The organism is Neisseria flava (assembly GCF_982712965.1).
This window is the reverse complement of the sequence record NZ_CEXQBZ010000013.1, coordinates 1-18,003: the sequence shown is the minus strand read 5'-3', so window position 1 is coordinate 18,003 and position 18,003 is coordinate 1. Positions and strand designations below refer to the sequence as shown.

The following is an 18,003-nucleotide window of genomic DNA, read 5'->3' as shown; positions in this document are numbered from 1 at the left end:
CTTAAGTCCGCAGAGTATGCCATGGTTAAACCTTCAAAGTTGAGTATTGTACTATTTTGTTTTTAATTGACTATAAATTTAAACCAGTACGGCGTTGCCTCGCCTTGTCCTGATTTAAATTTAATCCACTATAATTTGTCTAAAGGTCGTCTGAAAAGCGTTTTCAGACGACCTTTGGTTTTGTCGGTGTGAATGGTAGCGTGGGCTTTGCTCACGAAAATGGCAAGTAAAAGAGGTTGTCTGAAATTTGGGGTGTGGTTCGTGGGCAGAGCCCACGCTACGGGTTTGCAGTGATTCGTAGGTGGAACTCACGCTATGCGGTTAATGACTTAATTCCCCTTCGTAATACCTGCTTTATCCGAGCTTTGCTTCTTCGCCGAACACTTCCCGCCACAATTTCCTGACATTGCCGTAATGGGACAGCAATTCGTCGGTTACTTCGGTTTTTTCCGCGTCGCGCAGTTTGGTGTTGTGCTGCTGCTGGCGGTAGAAGCGGTAGGCGGTGCGGCTTTGTTCGGCGAGGGTTTTGTCGATGAGGCCGCAGTCGGCGGCGATGTTCAAGAGGGCGATGTTGCCGTAGTTGTCGAGGAGTTGCGGATATTTTCGGGCATGGGCAAGGATGAGGTATTGGACGATAAATTCGACGTCGACCACGCCGCCGCGCGCGTATTTGACGTTGTTGTCAACTGGCGGATGGGTGGGGAACATTTTTTCGCGCATTTCGATGATTTCGCCTGCCAAGGCGGTTTGGTCGCGTTCGGCGGTGAGGATTTCGGTGCGGATGCGGTCGAAGGCCGTCTGAATTTCGGGTGTGCCGCAGATGAAGCGGGCGCGGGTGAGGGACTGGTGTTCCCATGTCCATGCGTTTTCGCGCTGGTATTTTTCGAAGGCGGCGATGCTGTGGGCGAGGAAGCCGGCGTCGCCGTTGGGGCGCAGGCGCAGGTCGGTTTCGTAGAGGCTGCCTGCGCCGGTGGCGGCGGATAGCCAGTTGGTCAGGCGGCGGGCGAGGCGGCTGTACACGTCGCCTGCGTCGGGATGGGGATCGTCGTAGAGGTAGACGAGGTCGAGGTCGGAGGCGTAGCCGAGTTCTTTGCCGCCGAGTTTGCCGTAGCCGACGACGGCGAATTGCGGGGTGTCGCGGTGTTTTTTGGGCATGTCCGCCCATGCGCACGGCAGGGCGGCGGCGAGGATGGTGTCGGCGAGGTCGGAGAGTTGGTCGGAGAGGGATTCTACGGTCCACAGTCCGGCGAGGTCTTGGACGGCGAGGCGGAAGACTTGGGCGTGTTGGAAGCGGCGCAGGGTGTCCATTTGCGCTTCGGTGTCGCCGCCGCAGGCTTTGAGGTCGTCTGAAAGGGCGGTGGCGAGGGCTTGCCAGTCGAACGCGGTATCCAAAAGCTGCGCGCTGATGAGTTCGTCCAGCAGAATCGGGTATTTGCTCAGATACGCCGCCACCCATGAGCTTTGGCTCATAATCTGCGCCAGTTGCGCCAAGGTTTGCGGATGTTCGTTGAGGAAGGCGAGATAGGCGGAGCGGCGGCTGATGTTTTCGAGGAAGTCAAACAGCCGCATCAGCGTATCGGTCGGGTTGTTTTGCTCGGCCGCCGCCTGTACCAACAGCGGCACAATGGCGTCAAAACGCGGCTGGGCGTGTGCGGAAAGGTGGCGGTATTTATGGCCGTGCCGGATTTGGTCGAGCCTTGCGACGATGGTTTCGGCATCGAACCCGTGTTCTTTCAGACGACCTTGCCGCTCTTCTTCGTCGGGTTTGTCCTGCCATGCCCACTGCCATTCGCTGTTGTCCTGTGTTTGCTCTTCGGGTTCGCTCAAAATTTCGTTGAACAACTGATTGACCTTGTTACGATGAACGTTGAGGTCGTCTGAAAAGGCGGCGTAGCTGTCGAAACCCATGCTTTCGGCGAGCAGTTGCTGCTGTTCGGGCGAGGCGGGCAGGGTTTGGGTTTGCTGGTCGTCCCAGTATTGCAGGCGGTGTTCGACGTCGCGCAGGAAGCGGTAGGCGGCAAGCAGGGTTTCGACGTTTTCAGACGGCATGATGCCCAATTCGGCAAGTTTCATCAGCGTTTCCTGCGTGCCTTTCAGTTGCAGAGCGCGCATTTGTCCGCCGCGTATCATTTGGAAAATTTGGGCGATAAATTCGACTTCGCGGATGCCACCTGCGCCGAGTTTGATGTTGTCCGCCATGCCTTTTTTACTGACTTCGCTGCGGATTTGGCGGTGCAGGTTGCGCATCGCTTCATACGCGCTGTAATCCAGATATTTTCGGAACACAAAAGGGCGCACCAGCGCTTTGATGTCGTTCGGATATGGCGTAACCACGCGGCCTTTGCACCATGCGTAGCGTTCCCATTCGCGTCCCTGCGTAATCAAATATTGCTCCAGCGCAGTTTCGCTCAATACCAGCGCGCCGGAATCGCCGTCCGGCCGCAGCCGCATATCAACGCGGAACACCTGTCCGTCGGCGGTGATGTCGTTCAGCAGCGCAATCAGTTTCTGCCCGACTTTGGTGAAAAATTCCTGATTACCGCGTTCGCGCCTGCCGTCGGTGTCGCCCGATTCGGGATAGACGAAAATCAAATCGATGTCGGAAGACACGTTCAACTCATAGCCGCCCGCCTTGCCCATCGCCACCACGCTCAAATGTTGCGGCGATTTGGTATAACGTCCGATCGGCGTGCCGTACATGTCCCGATAATAGGCGTAGGCGAAATCCAGCGCGGTATTGACGGCAAAATCGGCAAACAGCGTAATCGTGCGGGTTACTTCGTTCAAATCGCTGATGCGGTTTATATCGCGCACGATAATCTGCGACACCACATAACGGCGCAACTCGCGCAACTGCCGCGCCAATTCTTCCTCGTTTTCTTCCGCGCGGATTTTGTCCCAGTCGGCAAAGGCTTGGAAATCTGCTTCAGTCAAAACCTTGTCCAGCATGGGCAGGAAGATTTCGGGCTTGAGTTTGCCGTTGTCGAGCTGGCGGGCAAGGAAGAGGGAATGGCGGCGGGCGGTGTCGAGGCGGTTGTCGGACATTTCGGATTCCGTTTGGAAAGATGGCGGGAATGGTAGAGTGGATTAACTTTAAATCAGGACAGGGCGAGGTAATGCCGTACCGGTTTAAAGTCAAGGCACTATATCATAGCAATCTTGGAGGTCATCTGAAACAGCAAAACACCTTTCAGACGACCTTTGCAAAAGCTGACGGCAAAGCGTTTACATGGCAAAATACCGCCTGTTTGCGGGTCATCCGAATTTTTCAGACGACCTTTTACCCTCTTCAAAAGGAATCCCCATGTCTTTGCAAAACATCATCGAAACCGCCTTTGAAAACCGCGCGGACATCACCCCGACCACCGTTACCCCCGAAGTCAAAGAAGCCGTGTTGGAAACCATCCGCCAACTCGATTCAGGCAAATTGCGCGTCGCCGAACGCTTGGGCATAGGCGAGTGGAAAGTCAACGAATGGGCGAAAAAAGCCGTCCTGCTTTCCTTCCGCATCCAAGACAACGAAGTCCTCAACGACGGCGTGAACAAATACTTCGACAAAGTGCCGACCAAGTTTGCCGACTGGTCTGAAGACGAATTCCGCGCTGCCGGTTTCCGCGCCGTACCCGGTGCCGTTGCGCGCCGCGGCAGCTTTGTTGCTAAAAACGTCGTTTTGATGCCGTCTTATGTCAACATCGGCGCATACGTTGACGAAGGCGCGATGGTCGATACTTGGGCGACCGTCGGTTCTTGCGCCCAAATCGGTAAAAACGTCCACTTGAGCGGCGGCGTCGGCATCGGCGGCGTACTCGAACCCCTGCAAGCCAGCCCGACCATCATTGAAGACAACTGTTTCATCGGCGCGCGTTCCGAAATCGTCGAAGGCGTGATTGTCGAAGAAGGCAGCGTGATTTCCATGGGCGTGTTCATCGGACAATCCACCAAAATCCTCGACCGCACCACCGGCGAAATCTACCAAGGCCGCGTACCGGCAGGCTCGGTTGTCGTGTCCGGCAGCATGCCTTCCAAAGACGGCAGCCACAGCCTTTACTGCGCCGTCATCGTCAAACGCGTGGACGCACAAACCCGCGCCAAAACCAGCGTGAACGAATTGCTGCGCGGTATTTAACCGGCGAACAGAAAATGGGAGGTCGTCTGAAACAGCCCGAAACATAAACGGGCTTCAGGCAAACGGTTTCCCTGTTTGAATAGAAAAAGGTCGTCTGAAAAACCGGATTTCGGGTTTTCAGACGACCTCTTTATTTACGGTATGCAGCGATATTGCGTTGTATGACTTAAGATAGAGAAGTCGAAAAATATAATTTAAAACAATATATTATCCTGTTTTTCTAGAATTGTTGTATGCAATCGCGTATAATTCTGCGATTAATTTGTTTAACGGTCGTATCAGACGCATGCCGTCTGAAACCGGATACAGGAGCCCAATTACCATGATGACCTTATATTCAGGCATTACCTGCCCGTTCAGCCAACGCTGCCGTTTCGTGTTGTACGAAAAAGGCATGGATTTTGAAATCAAAGATGTCGATATTTTCAACAAGCCCGAAGACCTTGCCGTAATGAATCCGTACAATCAAGTACCTGTTTTGGTTGAACGCGACCTCATCTTGCACGAGTCCAACATCATCAACGAATATATCGACGAACGTTTCCCGCATCCGCAACTGATGCCCGGCGATCCCGTGATGCGCGGACGCGGGCGTTTGGTGTTGTTCCGCATGGAAAAAGAATTGTTCAGCTTCGTCCATGTTTTGGAAAACCCTAACGCGACCAACAAAGAACAGGCCAAAGCGCGCGAAGCCATCGGTAACGGGCTGACAATGCTGGCTCCTGCTTTTGCGAAGAGCAAATACATCCTCGGCGAAGATTTTTCTATGATTGACGTAGCGCTGTCTCCCTTGTTGTGGCGGCTTGATCATTACGACATCAAACTCGGCAAATCCGCCGCACCTTTGTTGAAATACGCTGAGCGCATTTTCCAACGCGAGGCCTTCATCGAAGCGCTGACGCCCGCCGAAAAAGCCATGCGCCGATAAGCTTCCGAAAGGAGATACCATGACGACTTCGACCAAACCCTATCTGCTTCGTGCCTTATATGAATGGTGTATCGATAATGGCCAAACGCCGCATTTGGTCGTTTGGGTTAACGAACATACCCGCGTACCCATGCAATATGTCCGCGACAATGAAATCGTACTGAATATCGGCCCGACCGCCAGCCATAATCTGAATATCGATAACGATTGGATCAGCTTTTCCGCCCGTTTCGGCGGAGTGGCGCACGATATTTGGATTCCCGTCGGTCATGTCATAAGCATTTTCTCACGCGAAAGCGGGGAGGGGATGGGGTTCGAAGTCGAGCCTTACGAGGCGGATGCTTCCGGTAAGGAGGCGCAGCAGGAGCCGGCGGCAGATAAGCCAACTGACGGAGAGCCCGCCAAGTCAGGCAAGGTATTGAAGTTCGTCAAATAAAATGAAAGGTCGTCTGAAAGTAGATTTCAGACGACCTTTTTACTCATATGCATGATCTTTCAGGTTGGGTTCTTTAGAGGAAATTACGTTATCCGTTTGCCCAAGATAACCACATCCGCTTCAAATGTTTCCAAATCGCACACTGCGGGCAATCTGCCCCATTCTTGAAAACCGAACGAGTGGAAAAGATGCAGGCTGGGGTGGTTGTGTCCGAAAATCACGGCCAAAGCATTTTTAATACCCAAGGAGGGCGCGCGCTCCAACATATTGCGCAGCAGGATTTTACCCACGCCGACCCCGCGCATATTGTGTCGGACATAAATACTGATTTCCGCACTGATGTGATACGCGTGGCGCGGATAATAATCGCTGAAGCTGCCCCATGCCAGCAATTCGCCGCTATGGTTTTTCAAGACATAAAGCGGACGTTTGCCGGAATGTGCTTCAAACCAAGGCTTGCGGGTTTCGATGCCGACGGGCGATAAATCGGCGGTAGATTGGCGCGCTTCAATCGTACTGTTGTAGATTTCGACAATGTCGGGCAGATCTTCTGTTTTCGCCAGAGTAATCGTGTATTCCATTTCCAGACGACCTGCCGGCTATTGGATGAGTTTGGAAATGGTTTTAAAGGCAGGATGTTTCGCATCACCCATCAGGTTGAATAATAAACTCTCAACGTTGGATACGGCAGCTCCGGCAGTAAGCATCTGCTGCAAGGCATTGTCTTTGTTAAGCGGGTTTCTGGAGGTGGTACATTCGTAAGGGATGTGGACGCGGATATTGTGCTTGAGCAAGTCCAAGGTCGTCTGAAGCATACAGATGTGCGCTTCCGCACCGATTAAGATGATGTTTTCGATTTGTTTCTCTTTCAGAATGGCCATGACTTCGGGTGATGCGGCGGAAAAACGGGTTTTTTCGAATATCGGCGTATTGTGCAGAAGCAGGGATATGGCGGAAACCGTTTTACCCAAACCTTTTGGATATTGTTCCGTTGCTGCAAACGGTATGTTTAGAGCCGACAAACCTTGCAGCAGGATGCGGCAATGTTCGATCATTTGTTCACTGCCGTGCAATGCGGGCAGCAGGCGTTCCTGAATATCGACAATCAGGCAAAGCGTATTTTCCGTGTTCATTTGAATTTCCTTTCAGACGACCTTGGGAAGAGGTTGTTTGTGTATATGCTGCATCAAAACGGTAAAAGTACTTAAAGTCTGTTTATTTTAAGAAAAACAAGTGGGAAAGGTAAGACGGTCGGTCAAACTGTTCTGTATTATACAAAGGCTTTTCTAAGAAGAGCCAATTAAAACAACTTACATATCACACGGAGGTAATACTATGGGATGGATCGTTACGATTATTATCGGTTTCATCGTTGGTGCTTTGGCAAAATTCCTGCATCCGGGTAAGGAAAATTTCGGATTCATTATGACGACTCTGTTGGGTATTGGCGGGTCGGCGTTGGCAGGATTTGTGGGGCAAAAATTAGGTTGGTATCACGTGGGTGAACCTGCCGGATGGATTGCCTCAACCATTTTCGCCGTAATCATTTTGGCGGTTTATACACGGTTTTTGAAAAACCGCTAATCTGATATAGATGATTAAAGCAGGCCGGAATATCGGTCTGCATTTAGGATTGAAATGGAAAAGCCCATGTTGTTATTTCCCGTACAAGCGGGAACGGCAGCTTGGGCTTTTTGGTTTGAACTTTATATATTTGAAAGAAAAATGGGGGTATAGATAATGGAACAATATAAAAAGTAAAAGACCTGCATATTTTATGCAGGTCTTTTATTTTGGGGTGGCTGATGGGGCTCGAACCCACGACAACTGGAATCACAATCCAGGGCTCTACCAACTGAGCTACAGCCACCGTAAAACTAAAATTTTGGCACGCCCGACAGGAATCGAACCTGTAACCCCCGACTTAGAAGGTCGGTGCTCTATCCGGTTGAGCTACGGGCGCTCATGCCGATTCGTGCTAAAGCATTATTGGTCGGGGCGGTGGGATTCGAACTCACGACCCTCTGCTCCCAAAGCAGATGCGCTAACCGGGCTGCGCTACGCCCCGACTTGAAGAGTGAAACTATACAGATAGGTTTGTAAAAGGTCAACTGTATTTTTAAGTTTGTTTTTATTTCTTGTCCTATCTTTTTATTTTTTATTAAGATTTATTTTTATGAGTATGCCAGGAAATAGAATGAGAATATGAGTTTGAATGTGCAGGAATGTGGTTTTACGGGGTGTGTCAAACCGGTTTAAAAATGCGATAATCGCCGATATTGTTCATTTTGATTGGGAAGGAAGGTTTATGGCTGCACAATTAATCAACGGTAAAGAGGTGTCGGTCAAAAGACTGGCAAAAGTTGCCGAAGCGGTGGTAAAGCGTCAGGAAGATGGTTTGCGCGAACCTTGTTTGGCGGTCATTTTGGTGGGTAATGATCCTGCCAGTGCGGTATATGTCCGCAATAAAAAGCTGGCTTGCGAAAAATGCGGTATCCGTTCTTTGTCTTATGAGCTGTCTGAATCGACTTCCCAAGAAGAGTTGTTGGATTTGGTCGGGCGATTAAATGAGGATGATGCTGTGGACGGTATTTTGGTGCAGCTTCCGTTGCCGGCACATATCAACAGTCAGGCCGTTCTGGAAAATATTGTTCCACATAAGGATGTGGACGGCTTCCATCCTTACAATATAGGACGGCTGGTGGTGAAAATGCCGCTGATGCGACCATGTACGCCCAAAGGCGTAATGACGCTTTTGGAAGAATACGGGGTCGATTCAAAAGGGAAAAAAGCGGTTGTTGTCGGCGCTTCAAATATTGTAGGCAGACCTCAGGCTTTGGAACTATTGTTGGCACGCGCGACGGTAACGGTATGCCACAGCGCGACGCAGAATCTTGCTGATGAAGTGGCTGCGGCGGATATTTTGGTCGTTGGCGTGGGTATCCCGAATTTTGTTAAAGGCAGTTGGATTAAGCCCGGTGCGGTTGTGATTGATGTCGGTATTAACCGTTTGGAAGATGGCAGTTTGTGCGGTGATGTGGAGTTTGATGTGGCAAAAGAACGGGCTGGCATGATTACCCCTGTTCCCGGTGGCGTTGGCCCGATGACGATTGCGACGCTTTTGGAAAATACCTTGCACGCGGCTGCACTGCATGACTGAATGATATAAATTGTTATGGAAAAGCCGAGCCGGAATACACGGGAGGGATACGGTATCCCGCGTGTTCCGGCTTGGCTTTTTGATGTCGTGGTAAAGGTCGTCTGAAATCAGTTGGTACATGATTGTCCCTTACGATTTCAGACGACCTTTTTTCATTTTTTCAACAGGTGCAGCAGATATTGACCGTATTGGTTTTTCGCCATCGGGCGGGCGAGTTCTTCCAAACGCTCGTCTGAAAGCCAGCCGTTGCGCCAAGCGATTTCTTCGAGGCAGGCAACTTGCAGGTCTTGGATGTTTTGCACGGTTTGGACGAATGAGGCGGCTTCGTGCAGGCTTTCGTGCGTACCGGTGTCCAACCATGCAAAGCCGCGTCCCAAAAGCTGGACGGACAATGAACCGTCGTCAATATACATTTGGTTGAGAGAGCTGATTTCGAGTTCGCCGCGTGCGGAGGGTTTGACTTGTTTGGCAAACTCGACGACGCGGTTGTCGTAGAAATATAAGCCTGTTACCGCCCAGTCGGATTTGGGCTGTTTCGGTTTTTCTTCGATGGATAAGGCGTTGAAGTTTTCGTCAAATTCAACGACGCCGAAACGTTCGGGGTCTTTGACTTGGTAGCCGAACACGGTGGCACCGTGTTTTTTAGAAGCGACTTGCTTCAGGGTTTGGGTGAACGACTGACCATAGAAAATATTGTCGCCCAAGACCAAGCAGACGTTGTCGTTGCCGATAAATTCTTCGCCGATGATGAATGCTTGCGCCAAGCCGTCGGGGCTGGGCTGCTCGGCATAGCTGATGGAGATGCCGAAATCGCTGCCGTCACCGAGCAGTCGTCTGAAAGAGGGATTGTCTTCGGGAGTGGTGATGACCAAGATTTCGCGTATTCCTGTCAACATCAATACGGACAGGGGATAGTAAATCATGGGTTTGTCGTACACGGGCAGAAGCTGTTTGGACACGCCGCGCGTGATGGGGTAGAGGCGTGTGCCGCTGCCGCCGGCAAGGATGATGCCTTTCATGGGTTTTCTCCTGAGTAGTGTGTGTTTGCGTGATTTTCAGACGGCCTTCGGTCTTAAAGAGGCTTGCCGTTTCTCATGCCGAAGAAGCTTTTGATATCGAAGTAAATGGAACGGATGTCACCAGCTTCATTTTGAACATCAATACGGTCATAGACGCTGTCATTTTTCTTTAACAGAGCTTGTCCGACTACACGATATTCAGGCATGTGTTCTTCAATCCAGGAGTATTCGGCGGCAATGCCACTCATAGTATCATTTTCAATGATGACAATTGCCCTTTCGATAGAGCTACCATCGGCTTTTATTGTCTTCTGAACTGTCGTTTGTGCAACATGATGTCGTGTTTCTTTGGCTGAAATTGGCGTAGAAACAAACAAGACGGAGGTCAAAGTTGCTAATAAGAAAATGCGGAATGGAGAGTACATGGATATTCCTTTGTATGATGAAGTCTGATGTTTTCAATAGAAGGATTGCATAGTTTACAACTTACCTAAACGTTCCAAACGGTAGCTGCCGTTCAATACGTTTTGCCACCAGGTTTTGTTGTCCAAATACCATTGCACTGTTTTGCGGATACCGGATTCAAACGTTTCCTGCGGTTTCCAACCCAGTTCCCTGCCGATTTTGGCGGCGTCGATGGCGTAGCGCACATCATGACCAGGGCGGTCTTGCACGAAGGTAATCAAATCTTCGTACCGTGCTACGCCGGCAGGTTTTTCAGGAACGAGTTCTTCCAGCAGTGCGCAGATGGTTTTGACCACTTCAATATTGGCTTTTTCGTTGTGGCCACCGATATTGTAGGTTTCGCCGACGACGCCTTCGGTAACAACCTGATACAGCGCGCGGGCGTGGTCTTCGACAAACAGCCAGTCGCGGATTTGCATCCCGTCGCCGTACACGGGCAGGGGTTTGCCATCGAGCGCGTTCAGAATCATCAACGGAATGAGTTTTTCGGGGAAGTGATAAGGGCCATAGTTGTTCGAGCAGTTGGTTACGATGGTCGGCAGTCCGTAAGTGCGCAGCCATGCGCGGACGAGATGGTCGCTGGAAGCCTTGGAAGCGGAGTAGGGGCTGGACGGGGCGTAGGGCGTGGTTTCGGTAAACAAATCATCCGTACCGTGCAAGTCGCCATAAACTTCATCGGTGGAAATATGGTGGAAACGGAAAGCTTCGCGTTTTTCAGACGACATTTGCTGCCAATAGGCACGCGCAGCTTCCAGTAGGTTGAACGTGCCGACGATGTTGGTTTGGATGAATTCGCCGGCAGAATCAATCGAGCGGTCAACATGACTTTCCGCCGCCAAGTGCATCACGGCATCGGGCTGGTGTTGCGTAAATACGCGGTCAAGTTCGGCACGATCACAGATATCCACTTGCTCAAAAGCGTAACGAGGGCTGTTGGCTACGTCGGTCAGCGATTCGAGATTGCCCGCGTAAGTTAACTTGTCGAGATTGATGACAGAATCTTGGGTATTTTGGATGATGTGGCGGACCACTGCCGAGCCGATAAAGCCCGCGCCGCCGGTAACGAGGATTTTTTTCATGGGATGGGTCTAAGATACAGTACAGCCTTGAATTATAACTGTATATATATTTTTTGTATCTTGGATATCAATTAATATCACGGCATTATTTTGATATTTCGGTAGATCATCTCATTTAACTCTAAGAATATCATGAAGATATTTTCTATGATTATTTTGGCGTACCTTAAACGTTTTACTATAATTTAATTTCAGCAGCATGAATCCCAACAGTCCAGCCATCTTAAATCCGTAATTAAGTCTTCCCCTTAAAAGACAATCGAATTTTGCATCGTCCCTGAATGAAAATTTGTATAAAATGCTATTGGCAATATTGAAAAAGAAATTATTAAAATAAATTTTGTTTGTCAAAACCCTTTTATTAACCCAATACAATAAAATCATTATGAAACACACACCTATACCTTATGAACGTCAGGAAATCATCCGACGTGAGCGCGAGTTGGCTAAATATGCCAATACTATGGATAGTTTGTTTTGCATTCCTTTTACCAAGCAGGGCATCGGCGTTGATGCCATATTGTCGCTGATTCCTTTTGTTGGGGATATTGCCGGACTTTTGTTGACGATGAAGGCTTTTCGCATGGGGCGGGAGTTGGGCGTGCCGGATCATAAAATGCGTCCTGCTGTATATCTTGCTTTTGCCGATATGTTGCTCGGCATGATTCCTGTTGTCGCTACGCTTATTGATATTTTCTTACAGCCGAGCCGCCGTACTTTGAAAGTTATCAATGAGCATGTGCGTAGTGAGTATGGCATCGACTACGACATACATTTGGAGCGTCCGTTTATGCACACGGCTTTGGAAAAGAAACAACAACAATCAGATTTTTGGCGCAAACCTGTTGCGGCTTGGTTGTATCTGCATCTGCCTGATTTTTTCGGCTTGATTGCGCTGGTGTTGATGGGCTGGATAACGGTTGCAGTAAGTAAGTGGGCGTGGAGCGGTATGACTTATTTGTTTCACGCTGTTGCCGGTTGGTTTTGAATGTTTGTGATCTGAATGGAGATATATAGCAGGTTAAGTTTAAATCAATATTGTGTTGCAATGTCTCAGTATAGAGAGAATGACTCTCTAAGTATTAGTGCACCAAGTGGACTGGTTTCGTACTGTCTATACTATCCGCGATTTTGTCCTAATTTAAATTTAACCCGCTATATCTAAAACCTACGTTTAGGTTTTACTTCCTAACCGTGCAGACAATGCAAAGTGCAAGCTTAATTGATGTCCAAACGTTCCATACGGTAGCGCATGGAGCGGAAGCTGATGCCTAAAAGCTTGGCTGCCTGAGTGCGGTTGTAACGGGTTTGTTGCAACGCCTGTTCGATAATGCCACGCTCGATTTGGTCAAGGTAATCTTGAATCTGCATGGTGCGCGGGTCAAACGGCGGAAGCGGCTGGTGATCCAACGTTTCGCCTTTTCGTGTTTCGGAATCGGCGATCTCGTCAAGACTGAGGGTTGGATGGTCGTTTTTGGGCGCCGTCGTGTTTTGGATTTGCAAATCATCCAACTGGATAACTTGTCCGACAGTCAGGGCGACGGCGCGTTCGAGGATGTTTTCGAGTTCGCGGAAGTTGCCGGGATAGCTGTAATGCAGCAGGGCTTCTTGCGCTTTGGGGCTAAGTTTGTAGGTTTGCGTACCGTGGCGGTGTTTATAAAGCAGGTACAAAATCAGCGCGCCCAAGTCTTCACGCATTTCGCGCAGGGGCGGCATGTGCAGGGTAACGACGTTGAGGCGGTAATATAAGTCTTGGCGGAACGCGCCGCTGTCAACGAGGGCTTCAAGGTTCTTGTGGGTAGCGCAGATGATGCGGACATCGACGAAAGTTTCGCGGGCATCACCGATGCGGCGCACGGCTTTTTCTTGGATGGCACGCAGGAGTTTGACTTGCATGGCAAGCGGCAAGTCGGCAACTTCGTCGAGGAACAGCGTTCCGCCGTCGGCGTGTTGGAAGAAGCCGAGACGGTCTTGGTCGGCGCCGGTAAAGCTGCCTTTTTTGTAGCCGAAGAATTCGCTTTCCATCAGGTTTTCAGGGATTGCACCGCAGTTTACCGCGATAAAGGGCTTGTCGGCGCGATCGGACAATTCGTGGATGGTACGCGCAGCCTGTTCTTTACCGGTACCCGATTCGCCGGAAATATAAACGGGTACGCCGCTGCGGGCGAGTCGGCGGATCAGGTGGCGGACTTCGACCATTTGGGGCGAACTACCGAGCAGTCGCGGCATATCTTCTTCGCCACCCAATTCGGGCACGTCTTCGTTCGCACGCATAGCGATTTCACCGGTGGCAAAGCGTTCTTTCATGGAACGCAGACCTTCAGGAACGGTAACGGAGCCGCTCAAGTCGCGTTTGGGTGGCTTGGGCGGAGTTTTGGGCTTGTTGAATGCGGCAGCGACGGGCGCGGACGGTTTTTCGGTTGACGGCTGGGTAATTTCGTCGGTGTTGTTGGAAACAGAGACGGCGGATTTAACCAGCGAGCGAAGTTGGGAAAGGGTAATCGGCTTTTGCAGGTAGTCGAACGCACCCGCATTAAGGGCTTCGACCGCCTGGTCGGCATTACCGAAAGCAGTAATGACGGCGACCGGGGTGTCGAGCATGAGTTCGTCTATGTATTGGACGACTTCGAGACCGGAGCCGTCGGGCATCCGCATATCGGTCAAGACGAGGGAATAGTCGTTGTTGTCGAGCTTGTCTTTGGCATCTTCTACGCCGACGGCGGTCTGCACGCGCAACCCCATCTTCATCAGCGTCATTTCCATCAAGTCACGGATATCGGCCTCGTCGTCGACGACCAATACTGGGTCTTGCAGCTTACTCATTGTGTTCTCTCGGTAAAATCAGTTCGAATCCGTTCATTTCGGGGTGGTAATGGAGTTGACCCATATTGGCGTGTGCCAGTTCGCGGGCAACGTACAATCCCAATCCCGTACCTTGTTTTTCAGTGGTGTAGAACGGCTCGAAGAGATGGTTGCGGACTTCGGGCGAAATGCCTTTGCCGTTATCGGCAACGACGATGGAAATGTGCATCCTGCCGCTGGGGCGGATCAGGACGGTAATTGCATTCTCGTCCTGACGGCTGTGCCGCCATGCGTTATTGCAGAGGTTCCACATGATTTGCTGGATGTGCATCACATCAGCGAGGACGGTAAGGTTGTTGCCGTCCATGTTCATACGCAGGCAGCCGATGGCTTCGGAATTGTTGAGCGTGAACTCTTGTTTGAAGTCGAGCCAGAATTTCATCAGGTTGATCGGCTCGCGGCTGATGTTGTCGCGCTTGTTGAGTAGGGAGATGTCTTCCAACATTTTGTCGATGCGCTGGATGTTGCTGTCGATAATGCCGCAAAGCTTGGCTTTAACGGGATCAGGTTCGGCATCGTCGTCACTTTCTTGCAGCAAGTCGCTGGCGTGACGGATGGCGGACATCGGATTGCGGATTTCGTGGGCGAGGTTGGCGGTAAGCTGTCCGAGCGAGGTGAGCTTGGTGGACATGGCTTCTGCCGCCACTTCGCGCAACGAACGGACATACAGCATCAGCAGTTCCGTCTGTTCCTGAATCAGAGGGACGGCACGGACGTGCATGGCGTGTTGGAAGATGTGGATATCAGTTTCAAACGGTTTGTCGGGATGATATTGCCAGCGTGTCACCAATTCGCCGAACACGACTTCTTGCTGGTCAACCACCAAGCCGGGGAAATAGGTTTTTGCCTGTTTGTTGAATAGCCAAACGCGCTGGGTGCTGTCGATGACGATAACGGCTTCCTGCACGCGGTTGAGAACGAGGCGGTTCAATCCGCTGATGCGGCGGTAGGCAAGCTGATGGCGGCTGGCGGATTCGGTTGCCTGCTCCAGATAGCGGGCGGCGAACGAAGTCAGCATGGCAACTAGATAACACGCGCCGCTAAGCAGGACCGTAGTAATCAGAGGCTGTGTATCCCAATCAAACGGATGTAGGCGGATGCTGCCGTCGAGCAACAGGTTGAAGAAAAACAGCATGGACGCGTAACCTGCGTACAGCATGGGGTAATGTCCGTAGCTGAGGAGGCAGGACGTCGCGACGAAAGGAAGGACAAGGATGCCGAAGCCCGAATCGACTCCACCGGCGATATACACCAGTATCATCATCATCGAAATATCGACGACTGCGCTGGCATTGGGCAAATCCAAAGTCTGCCATTGCCAGTCCGGACGGGCGACGGATAACAAGATGAGGAAAGAATACAGCGCTGCCCAGCTGTAAAATTCGACGGGAGGGAATGACATGCCGATATGGGTGCCATTACTGTAAACGCCGAAAGCATGCATGACCAACAGCGGCAGCACGATGGCAATGCGGGCAATATTGATTAAACCGGGTATCCGCTCGCTCAGGTTTCCCAGTTCCTGAAAGCCGGACTTACTCATATCCGCAACCCTTTTTGTTTATTTTTATCATTATTAGTACCTGTTTTTGAAATCGTTCTGCAATATTTCCGCAGACGGTCGTAAATATTTTTTTAATTTTGTCAGCATAACATAAAACGACCGTGTTTTCTAGGTTTTCAATGTGTTACCGCGCCTTTTTGTTGTTTATGCGGAGGCAGCGGACAAGGCTTTCAGACGACCTGATACGTCCAAAACCTTCCCTTTTTTGCCGCGCTTGCCGTCGATGTCGCAAATGCGCAATTTTTCCTGATGCGCCGCGCCGCGCTTGCCGACGGTTTCGACGATAAATTCCGCAGCCGTGGTCACGAGGACATGTTCCAAAGACGCGCCGTCGGTCAGCGACATCAACTGCAAACCGCGCCCTTTGGGCATGACTTTGAGTTCGCCGATGGAAAACGCCAAGAGGCGGTGGTCGCTGCTTGCCAGTACGATTTTGCAGTCAGGATTGATGAGCGAGGAGGCATAGACGGCAATCGGCGGCAGGACGGTTTCGCCGCTGTCCACGGTCATCACCACTTTGCCTGCTTTCACGCGTCCGACCATATCGCCCAACTTGGCGATGAAGCCGTAGCCGCCGCTACCTGAGAGCAGGTAGTGCTGTTCGGGTTGTCCGGTGAGCATGGCAACGGGTTTCGCGCCGTTTTGCAACTCGATTAATGATGAAACCGGCACGCCGTCGCCGCGTCCGCCGGGGATTTCGGCGGCATCAAGCGTGTAGGTTCTGCCCAATGAGTCGAGAATGACGACAGGCAAAACCGTACGGCCTTCAAGGGTTTGCTTGAGGCGGTCGCCTTCTTTGAACGCGGTCTGGCTCAAATCGAGATTGTGTCCGGCACGGCTGCGTATCCAGCCTTTTTCCGACAAAATCAGCGTGATGGGTTCGTCGGCAGTAGTCTGCGTCAGCACGGCGCGTCCGGCTTCTTCCACCAGCGTGCGGCGCGCGTCACCGAACTGCTTCATGTCCGCCTGCATCTCTTTGATAATCAGCTTGCGTTTTTCGTTTTCGTCGCCCAAAAGGATATTCAGACGACCTTGTTCTTCGCGCAATTCGTTCAATTCTTTTTCGAGTTTGAAACCTTCCAAACGCGCCAACTGACGCAGACGGATTTCCAAAATATCTTCCGCTTGGATTTCGGTCAGCCCGAACGCCGCCATCAAATCGGCTTTCGGGTCGTCTGATTCGCGGATGACTTTAATCACTTCGTCGATATGCAGAAAGACTTTCAGACGACCTTCGAGGATGTGCAGCCGTTTTTCCACTTGGTTCAAACGGAATTTCAGACGACGTGTTACGGTCACGACGCGGAAATCCAGCCATTCCTGCAAAATCGTTTTCAGGTTTTTCTGCGCGGGGCGGTTGTCCAGACCCATCATCACCAAGTTCATGGACACATTGCCTTCCAGCGAAGTCTGCGCCATCAGTGTGTTGATGAAGGTATCCGTATCGATGCGGCTGGATTTCGGTTCAAACACAAGGCGCACGGGATGTTCGCCGTCGGACTCGTCGCGCACGCGGTCGATTAAATCCAGCATCAGCTTTTTGGTATTAAGCTGGTCTTGGTTCAGCTGCTTTTTACCCGCTTTCGGTTTCGGGTTGGTCTGCTCTTCGATTTCGGCAAGGATTTTGGCGGAATTGGCGTTCGGCGGCAGCTCGGTCACAATCACGCGCCATTGCCCGCGCGCCAGCTTCTCGATTTCGTAACGCGCACGCACGCGCACGCTGCCCTTGCCGGTTTCGTAAATCCGGCGCAATTCGTCCGCCGGCGTGATAATTTGACCGCCGCCGGCAAAGTCGGGAGCGGGGATGTACTGCATCAGGTCGGCGGTTTCCAGTGTCGGCTTTTTCAACAGCGCAATCGCCGCCTGCGTCACTTCGTTCAAATTGTGCGACGGAATTTCGGTCGCCATGCCCACCGCGATGCCTGACGCACCGTTGAGCAACACCATAGGCAGGCGGGCGGGCAGGTGCAGCGGTTCGTCAAACGCGCCGTCGTAGTTCGGCACGAAATCCACCGTCCCCTGATTGATTTCGGACAACAGCAATTCCGCAATCGGCGTCAGCCGTGCTTCGGTGTAACGCATCGCCGCTGCCCCGTCGCCGTCGCGCGAACCGAAGTTGCCGATGCCGTCGATTAAGGGGTAGCGCAAGGTAAAATCCTGCGCCATGCGTACCATCGCTTCATAGGCGGAACTGTCGCCGTGTGGGTGGTATTTACCCAAAATCTCACCGACCACGCGTGCCGATTTCACCGGCTTCGCCCCCGCCGCCAAACCCATATCGCGCATGGCAAACAAAATGCGCCGCTGCACGGGCTTTTGACCGTCTGAAACTTCAGGCAGCGCGCGGCCTTTGACCACGCTCAT

At 51.5% G+C, this 18,003-nt stretch carries 15 protein-coding genes and 3 tRNA genes; 6 read left to right on the top strand and 12 right to left on the bottom strand.

The window, feature by feature from the left end; genetic code table 11:
• Positions 1 to 354: 354 nt before the first annotated feature.
• A complete protein-coding gene (gene glnE, locus AC5M9B_RS01205) occupies positions 355 to 3,045 on the bottom strand; it encodes a bifunctional [glutamate--ammonia ligase]-adenylyl-L-tyrosine phosphorylase/[glutamate--ammonia-ligase] adenylyltransferase (protein ID WP_146736261.1) in 2,691 nt (896 codons plus the stop codon).
• A gap of 259 nt (positions 3,046 to 3,304) precedes the next feature.
• Here glnE and dapD point away from each other — a divergent pair, with 259 nt between their 5' ends.
• The 3 genes from dapD to AC5M9B_RS01190 all read left to right on the top strand — a co-directional run bounded on the left by dapD (position 3,305) and on the right by AC5M9B_RS01190 (position 5,490).
• On the top strand, positions 3,305 to 4,126 hold the full coding sequence (gene dapD, locus AC5M9B_RS01200) for a 2,3,4,5-tetrahydropyridine-2,6-dicarboxylate N-succinyltransferase (protein WP_146736262.1): 822 nt from the start codon (positions 3,305 to 3,307) through the stop codon (positions 4,124 to 4,126).
• Between the two features lie 322 nt (positions 4,127 to 4,448).
• A complete protein-coding gene (locus AC5M9B_RS01195) occupies positions 4,449 to 5,054 on the top strand; it encodes a glutathione S-transferase N-terminal domain-containing protein (RefSeq protein WP_487648120.1) in 606 nt (201 codons plus the stop codon).
• 19 nt (positions 5,055 to 5,073) lie between these two features.
• On the top strand, positions 5,074 to 5,490 hold the full coding sequence (locus tag AC5M9B_RS01190) for a ClpXP protease specificity-enhancing factor (RefSeq protein ID WP_487648119.1): 417 nt from the start codon (positions 5,074 to 5,076) through the stop codon (positions 5,488 to 5,490).
• An 83-nt stretch (positions 5,491 to 5,573) separates the two neighbouring features.
• Here the strand turns inward: AC5M9B_RS01190 and AC5M9B_RS01185 are convergent, their stop codons facing one another.
• On the bottom strand, positions 5,574 to 6,071 hold the full coding sequence (locus tag AC5M9B_RS01185; RefSeq protein WP_487648118.1) for a GNAT family N-acetyltransferase: 498 nt from the start codon (positions 6,069 to 6,071) through the stop codon (positions 5,574 to 5,576).
• An 18-nt stretch (positions 6,072 to 6,089) separates the two neighbouring features.
• Positions 6,090 to 6,623 carry an isochorismatase family protein gene (locus tag AC5M9B_RS01180; protein WP_070654706.1) on the bottom strand — a complete coding sequence of 178 codons (534 nt, stop codon included), beginning with the start codon at positions 6,621 to 6,623 and terminating at the stop codon, positions 6,090 to 6,092.
• A 202-nt stretch (positions 6,624 to 6,825) separates the two neighbouring features.
• Here AC5M9B_RS01180 and AC5M9B_RS01175 point away from each other — a divergent pair, with 202 nt between their 5' ends.
• Entirely contained in the window at positions 6,826 to 7,074 is a 249-nt protein-coding gene (locus tag AC5M9B_RS01175) for a GlsB/YeaQ/YmgE family stress response membrane protein (RefSeq protein WP_003743713.1), read from the top strand.
• Between the two features lie 210 nt (positions 7,075 to 7,284).
• On the opposite strand, the gene AC5M9B_RS01170 is transcribed toward AC5M9B_RS01175, so the two are convergent.
• The 3 genes from AC5M9B_RS01170 to AC5M9B_RS01160 all read right to left on the bottom strand — a co-directional run bounded on the left by AC5M9B_RS01170 (position 7,285) and on the right by AC5M9B_RS01160 (position 7,558).
• Positions 7,285 to 7,360: transfer RNA gene (locus AC5M9B_RS01170), tRNA-His, on the bottom strand.
• Between the two features lie 16 nt (positions 7,361 to 7,376).
• Positions 7,377 to 7,453: transfer RNA gene (locus tag AC5M9B_RS01165), tRNA-Arg, on the bottom strand.
• Between the two features lie 27 nt (positions 7,454 to 7,480).
• Positions 7,481 to 7,558: transfer RNA gene (locus AC5M9B_RS01160), tRNA-Pro, on the bottom strand.
• Positions 7,559 to 7,798: 240 nt separating this feature from the next.
• Here AC5M9B_RS01160 and folD point away from each other — a divergent pair.
• Positions 7,799 to 8,650 carry a bifunctional methylenetetrahydrofolate dehydrogenase/methenyltetrahydrofolate cyclohydrolase FolD gene (gene folD, locus AC5M9B_RS01155; protein ID WP_070654708.1) on the top strand — a complete coding sequence of 284 codons (852 nt, stop codon included), beginning with the start codon at positions 7,799 to 7,801 and terminating at the stop codon, positions 8,648 to 8,650.
• 152 nt (positions 8,651 to 8,802) lie between these two features.
• Here folD and rfbA read toward each other — a convergent pair whose 3' ends face one another.
• Genes rfbA through rffG form a run of 3 tightly spaced genes read right to left on the bottom strand, consistent with a single transcriptional unit; the run spans position 8,803 to position 11,213 of the window.
• On the bottom strand, positions 8,803 to 9,669 hold the full coding sequence (gene rfbA, locus AC5M9B_RS01150; protein ID WP_070654711.1) for a glucose-1-phosphate thymidylyltransferase RfbA: 867 nt from the start codon (positions 9,667 to 9,669) through the stop codon (positions 8,803 to 8,805).
• 53 nt (positions 9,670 to 9,722) lie between these two features.
• Complete coding sequence (locus AC5M9B_RS01145; protein ID WP_186805554.1) at positions 9,723 to 10,094, bottom strand: adenosylhomocysteinase; 372 nt, start codon at positions 10,092 to 10,094, stop codon at positions 9,723 to 9,725.
• 54 nt (positions 10,095 to 10,148) lie between these two features.
• Positions 10,149 to 11,213, bottom strand: coding sequence for a dTDP-glucose 4,6-dehydratase (gene rffG / locus AC5M9B_RS01140; protein WP_070654713.1), 1,065 nt, complete (start codon positions 11,211 to 11,213; stop codon positions 10,149 to 10,151).
• Positions 11,214 to 11,598: 385 nt separating this feature from the next.
• Here rffG and AC5M9B_RS01135 point away from each other — a divergent pair, with 385 nt between their 5' ends.
• A complete protein-coding gene (locus AC5M9B_RS01135) occupies positions 11,599 to 12,201 on the top strand; it encodes a DUF4112 domain-containing protein (protein ID WP_487648117.1) in 603 nt (200 codons plus the stop codon).
• Between the two features lie 230 nt (positions 12,202 to 12,431).
• Here AC5M9B_RS01135 and AC5M9B_RS01130 read toward each other — a convergent pair whose 3' ends face one another.
• The 3 genes from AC5M9B_RS01130 to parC form a co-directional block, all read right to left on the bottom strand.
• Positions 12,432 to 14,036 (bottom strand): sigma-54-dependent transcriptional regulator, encoded by a 1,605-nt coding sequence (locus tag AC5M9B_RS01130; protein WP_487648116.1) that lies wholly within the window; start codon positions 14,034 to 14,036, stop codon positions 12,432 to 12,434.
• Positions 14,029 to 15,618, bottom strand: a complete 1,590-nt coding sequence (locus tag AC5M9B_RS01125; protein ID WP_070539612.1) for a sensor histidine kinase — start codon at positions 15,616 to 15,618, stop codon at positions 14,029 to 14,031. The genes AC5M9B_RS01130 and AC5M9B_RS01125 overlap by 8 nt, the downstream gene beginning before the upstream one ends.
• A gap of 165 nt (positions 15,619 to 15,783) precedes the next feature.
• On the bottom strand, positions 15,784 to 18,003 hold a 2,220-nt coding region (parC, locus tag AC5M9B_RS01120; protein ID WP_487648115.1), incomplete at its 5' end, for a DNA topoisomerase IV subunit A.